The sequence below is a fragment of the Streptomyces otsuchiensis genome, from assembly GCF_004305975.1.
Classification (GTDB): domain Bacteria; phylum Actinomycetota; class Actinomycetes; order Streptomycetales; family Streptomycetaceae; genus Streptomyces; species Streptomyces otsuchiensis.
The window spans coordinates 1-5,575 of the sequence record NZ_BHZI01000340.1 but is presented as its reverse complement, the minus strand read 5'-3'; the positions used below and the strand labels follow the sequence as shown (position 1 = coordinate 5,575).

The window sequence follows — 5,575 nt, the reverse complement described above, 5'->3', positions numbered from 1 at the left end:
GGGCAGCGGTCGGGGACGGACGGAGGACGGGGGCCTGAGGCGGCGCGGACGTCCGGGTGCTTTGCGGGCCTCCGGTGCTTTCCCGCACGATCGCGACGTTGTTCCGGTAACAGTGGACAGTCCCGGTCTAAGAACGCGACGCGGAGCGGCGCGGTTCCCCGGGGCCGTCCCCGACCGGAGCCGGCCCCGGGCGCGGCGCGGCCGGTCCGGCCGGGCCGCGGCCCGGTCGTCAGCCGGCCGCCGGGTGGTGGCAGAAGAGAACCGCCAGTTCGGGCGCCGTCCCCCGGTCTCCGACGACCAGGGCGTGCCCGTCCGCCGAGGTGCCGGCGGCGTGGCCGTCCGTCGGGCCCAGGGGCACGGCGGCGTGGAGGACGGGCCTCTCCCAGCCGGGGCCGAGCGTCACCTCCCGGCCGGTGACCGCGTCCCGGTAGCCGCCCGGGTGGCTGGTCCACAAAGCCCGCGGCGCGACGGACGGCGGCCCGCCCGGCCGGGGGTCGGCGGCGCCGAGAACCAGCAGGCCGTTGCCCGCCGCCACGGTGAACCGCAGCGCGTGGCCGCCGGGTCGGCGGACCGGCCACAGGGAGTAGGGCGTGTCGGGCAGCGCGCCGGCGGCGACGGTGTGGCTGCCGCCGGCGCCGTCCAGCCGGAGAACGGCGACCGCGCCCTCAGGGGTGACGGAGTACAGCAGCGCCGCGCCGTCCGGGCCGGCCTCCAGCAGCCCCAGCCAGGCGGTGCCCGGCCCGGCCGGTACCGGGACCTCGGTCACCGCTTCGAGGGTGTCGGCGGCCAGAATCCGCAGCCGGGCTCCGCCTGCCTCACCGCCGCCCTCGGCCAGCACCGCGAGTCTCTCCCCGCCTTCGCACACCACCGCCTGGGAGGACTGCGGCAGCGGCAGCCGGACCGGCCGCCGGAAGTGGAACCGCGCGCCGGAGCCGCCCCGGGCGGGCGGCCGGACGTCGACCGCCTGGAGCCGGGAGGGGCGGCTGCGGTCGAAGAGGTCGTCGCCGTGCCAGAACGCGCGCCCGCCCGCCCAGCCGACGAACTCCCCGGCGAACGGCGCGGTGCGCGGCGGCTCGCCGGTCCCGGCTCTGCCGCGCAGCGGGAGCACGGTGTCCGGTTCGGCGTCGGAGCCGTCCTCGGTCAGGCTGAGCCGGGCCCACAGTTCGCCGTCCGGGCCGGTGAACAGGGCGGGGTTGACGCCCTCGCGCTCGGCGCGCGCCTCGGCCAGGCCGTCGGGAGTCAGCCAGAGGTAGAGCGGATCGTAGGAGCCCTCCGGCCGGTACCGGTTGGCCGCGACGACCAGGCCCCGGCCCGAGCCGTCGCCACGGCCCTCGTGCACGGAGTAGCCGCGGTCGGCGGGAAGCCGGACCACGGTGACGCCGTCGAGAGTGCTGACCCGCGCCTCGGGCAGCGGATCCGGAACGGGTGGTTCACGCATGCCGACCACCGTAGGCGGCGCCACCGACACCGCGAACGACCGTCGGCGTGGCGTGCCTTGGCACGTCGGTGCGGGTGTGCCGCACCCGTCTCGGTGCGGGACGGGCCCCGCGCGCTCGCCGAGGTGGACACGGTGCCGCCGACCGGCGGGGCGCCGACGGGCTGACAGGCCGGCTCAGGACGGCGAGTGGGACCGTGTCCGCCGCTAGGGCAGGAAGCCGCCGGTGGCGAACTGGAGGATCAGCTGCGGCGCGCCGGAGAGGGCGAGTGCCAGCAGCGCGGTGACGCCGATGGCGAGGGACAGCGGCAGCGCGGGCCGGTCGTGCGGGGCCGGGGCGGCGACCGAGGTGGGGGCGAGCGCCGTAGCGGTGGGCGACGCCGGCGCGGAACCGGAGGCGGGGAGGGGGACGGCGTCGGGTCGCGGCGCCGCCGGGCCCGGTTCCGCCGGAGCGGGCGGCTGGAAGAGGATCGCCGCCCAGCGCAGGTAGTAGACGAGGGCGACGACCACGTTGACCGCCATCACCACGGCCAGCACCCCGAGTCCGCCGTCCACGGCGGCGCGGAAGACGACGACCTTGGCGAAGAGGCCGACCACGCCCGGCGGCAGCCCGGCGAGGCAGAGCAGGAAGAAGCCGAGGGCGAGGGCGGTCAGCGGGTTGCGGCTGTACAGGCCCCGGTAGTCCTCGATCCGGTGCGCGCGCGCCCGGCCCGCGACATGGACGGCGACGGCGAACGTCCCGAGGTTGACCACCGCGTACATCAGCGCGTAGGCGACCGTGGCGCCGACCGCCGCCGAGACACCCTCACCGTCGTCGGCGGAGCCGGCTGCCGCGATCGGCACCAGCAGGAAGCCCGCCTGGGCCACCGAGGACCATGCCAGCAGCCGGATCGCGGACTGTCCGGCCTCCGCCCGGGTGCGCAGCGCCGCGAGGTTGCCGACGGTCATCGTCAGTCCGGCGAGCACGGCGAGGAACGGGCCCCAGAGCGCGCCGTGGTCGGGGAACGCGCCCGCGGTGACGAGGATCAGGCCGGCGAGTCCGGCGGTCTTGCTCACCACGGATAGGTAGGCGGCCACCGGCAGCGGCGCCCCGAGGTAGGTGTCGGGTACCCAGAAGTGGAACGGTACGGCGGCCGTCTTGAAGGCGAAGCCGACCAGGGTGAGGACGACTCCGGCGCGGATCAGCGCGGCCAGCGCCGGGTCGGCGTCGGCCAGTCCGGCGGCGATGCCGGGCAGGAAGAGGCTGCCGGAACCGGCGTAGACGAAGCTGATGCCCAGCAGCATGACGGCGGTCGCGGTGACCGAGGAGAGGAAGAACTTCAGCGCGGCCTCCGGGCCGAGCCTGTCTCCGCGGCGCAGGGCTACGAGGGCGTAGGCGGGGAGGGTGGTGACCTCCAGCGCGAGCACCAGGGTCGCGAGGTCGCGGGCGGCGGGCAGCAGCGCGGCACCTGCGGCCGAGGCGAGCAGCAGGAACCAGAACTCGCCGCGCGGCAGGGCCCCTTCGCCGTCGTCGCCGCGCTGCCGGGTGAGTTCGGGCAGGGTCAGCAGTACGGTCAGCAACGCGCCGCCGAGCACGAGCAGTTGCACGATCACGGCGAAGGAGTCGGCGGCGTAGGCGCAGAGTCCGGGGTCGTCGGCGAGGCAGAAGCTGGTGTGCTGGCCGGCGCGCAGCGGCAGCAGCGAGAGCAGCGCCAGTGCGAGTCCGAGGGCGGCGAGCGGCCCGAGGAGCCGTTTGCGGTGTTCGGGGAGGAAGAGATCGGCCAGGAGGGCGGCGACGGCGGTCGCGGCGACGATGGTCGGCGGCGCGATGGCCACCCAGTCGACGTTCTGGATCAGGGTCATCGGGCGACTCCCGGCAGGAGGAGCTGCACGGCGGGGTCGGTCAGCCGCAGCAGGATCGCGGGCCACAGGCCGGCCAGCAGCGTGAGGGCGGCCAGCGGGAGGAACGCGGCGTACTCGTGGCGGCGCAGGTCGGGGAGGTCGGGAAGGTCGGGGAGGTCCGGCGGGCGGCTGTCTCCGGTGGCCGCGCGGGCCGCCGGTGCCGCCGGTGCCGTCAGCTCCGGCTCGGCGTCCAGCGGCGCGGCCGGACCGGCACCGCCCGCAGTGACGGCGGCGGGCGCGGGCGCGGTAGCGGTGACGGCGGCGGGCGCGCCTGCCCCGGCGGGCGCCGGCCCCATGCAGACCCGGCGCACCACCTGGAGCAGATAGGCGGCGGTCAGCAACGTGCCGAGCCCGGCCAGGACGAGGCAGGTGAGGAAGACGGGCCGGCTGAGGCCGTCGGCCGGCTGGTAGGCGCCGAGCATGGCAAGGAGTTCGCCCCAGAAGCCCGCCAGGCCGGGCAGCCCCAGGGAGGCGACGGCGGTGAAGGCGAGCAGCGCGCCGAACCGGGGCGCGCGTCCGTACAGCCGGGCGCCGCCTCCGGCCGCGAGCCGGTCGAGGTCGGTGGTTCCGGTGCGTTCCTTGAGCGCGCCGACCAGGAAGAACAGCAGGCCGGTGATGACACCGTGGGCGATGTTGGCGAACAGCGCGCCGTTGACGCCGGTCGGTGTGAGGGTGGCGATGCCCAGCAGCACGAACCCCATGTGGCCGACGGAGGAGTAGGCGATCAGCCGTTTGAGGTCGCCGCCGGCGCCCTCTCGGACCAGCGCCAGGCAGGCGAGGGAGCCGTAGACGATGCCGGTGACCGCGAAGACCGCCAGGTAGGGCGCGAAGAAGTGCATCCCCTCGGGGGCGGCGGGCACGGCGATGCGGACCAGCCCGTAGGTGCCCATCTTCAGCAGCACCCCGGCCAGCAGCACGGAGCCGACGGTGGGCGCGGCGGTGTGGGCGTCCGGCAGCCAGCTGTGCAGGGGCCACATCGGGGTCTTGACCGCGAAGCCGATGCCGATCGCGAGGACCGCGAGGATCTGGGTGGTGCGGGTGAGGCCCTCGCCGTGGGCGTCGGCGAGCGCGACCATGTCGAAGGTTCCGGCCTGGCTTCCCAGCAGCAGGAAGCCGAGCAGCATCACCACGGAGCCGAGCAGGGTGTAGAGGACGAACTTCCAGGCGGCGGCGCGGCGGCCGGGGCCGCCCCAGCGGTTGATCAGGAAGTACATCGGGATGAGCACGGTCTCGAACGCCAGGAAGAACAGGATGAGGTCGAGCGCGGCGAACGTCGCGAGGGTGCCGGTCTCCAGCACGAGTACCAGCGCGACGAAGGCGCGCGGCCCGGGTGTCCCCGTTCCGGCGGTGGCGCCGGGGCCGCTCGTCCCACCGGTCGCCGTTCCCGGGGTGGGCGGGCGGCGCAGCGTGTACACGGCGCAGAGGAAGGCCAGCAGCGCCGTCATCACCAGCAGCGGCAGGGAGATGCCGTCGATCCCGAGGTGGAGGCGGACGCCGAGGGCGGGAATCCAGTCGAGGTCGGTCTCGGCCTGCACGGTGGCGGCGGCGTCGCGGTCGAAACCGGCGGCGAGCAGCAGCGCGCCGAGGAGCACGGCCCCGGTGACGGCGACGGCGAGCAGTGGCGCGGTGCGCTCGGTGCCGGTCCGGCGGGGCAGCAGCAGCGCGGCGGCGGCGCCGAGCAGCGGCAGGGCGACGACGGCGGCGAGGAGCAGCCCCATGGCGGTGTCGTTGAGCGGGATCACAGTGCGGTCACCCTCCGGCGTTCGCGAGGACGGTGGTCACGGCCAGCACCAGGGTTCCGGCGGCCAGCACGGTGAGGTAGCTCTGGACGTTGCCGGTCTGGGCGCGGCGGGCGAGCGCGCCGAGCAGCCCGGGGGCGGTGGCGGCGCCCCGCACATAGGTGTCGATGACGGTGCGGTCCAGGAACCGCACCAGCCGCGCGGCGGCGAGGGTGGGCCGTACCGCGACGGCGGCCCCGGCCGCGTCCACGTGGAACCCGGCGGCGGCGTGGCGGTGCAGTCTGCGGCCGAGCAACGACGGTCCCGGGTCGGGGAGTTCGTCCATCTCGTAGCGGCGGCGCCAGGCGGCCCAGGCGGCGGCGGTGCCGATCAGGGCGGCGCCGGTGGCGACGGCGGCGGTGGCCGGGGTCGGGGCCAGGGAGCCGCCGTCCAGCCACTGGGGCAGCCACCGGTAGCCGAGTCCCATCAGCAGCGAGGGGACGGCGAGCAGCCACAGCACCAGCGTCGTGACGCCGGTGGC

At 75.9% G+C, this 5,575-nt stretch carries 3 protein-coding genes and 1 pseudogene; all 4 read right to left on the bottom strand.

Annotated features, from left to right (window positions below; all coding sequences use genetic code 11):
• Positions 1 to 229 precede the first annotated feature (229 nt).
• Positions 230 to 1,438, bottom strand: a complete 1,209-nt coding sequence (locus E0D90_RS23120; RefSeq protein ID WP_130799938.1) for a hypothetical protein — start codon at positions 1,436 to 1,438, stop codon at positions 230 to 232.
• A gap of 204 nt (positions 1,439 to 1,642) precedes the next feature.
• Positions 1,643 to 3,277 carry an NADH-quinone oxidoreductase subunit N gene (locus tag E0D90_RS23115; RefSeq protein ID WP_130799937.1) on the bottom strand — a complete coding sequence of 545 codons (1,635 nt, stop codon included), beginning with the start codon at positions 3,275 to 3,277 and terminating at the stop codon, positions 1,643 to 1,645.
• Positions 3,274 to 5,034 carry a complex I subunit 4 family protein gene (locus E0D90_RS23110; RefSeq protein ID WP_130799939.1) on the bottom strand — a complete coding sequence of 587 codons (1,761 nt, stop codon included), beginning with the start codon at positions 5,032 to 5,034 and terminating at the stop codon, positions 3,274 to 3,276. The genes E0D90_RS23115 and E0D90_RS23110 overlap by 4 nt, the downstream gene beginning before the upstream one ends.
• A gap of 31 nt (positions 5,035 to 5,065) precedes the next feature.
• A pseudogene (locus tag E0D90_RS26795) lies at positions 5,066 to 5,575 on the bottom strand (NADH-quinone oxidoreductase subunit L); the annotation flags it as partial.

Coding starts and splice junctions, on each gene's coding strand:
- E0D90_RS23115 (WP_130799937.1), bottom strand. CDS start 3,277: ATGACCCTGATCCAGAACGTCGACTGGGTGGCCATCGCGCCGCCGACC.
- E0D90_RS23110 (WP_130799939.1), bottom strand. CDS start 5,034: ATGGGGCTGCTCCTCGCCGCCGTCGTCGCCCTGCCGCTGCTCGGCGCC.
- E0D90_RS23120 (WP_130799938.1), bottom strand. CDS start 1,438: ATGCGTGAACCACCCGTTCCGGATCCGCTGCCCGAGGCGCGGGTCAGC.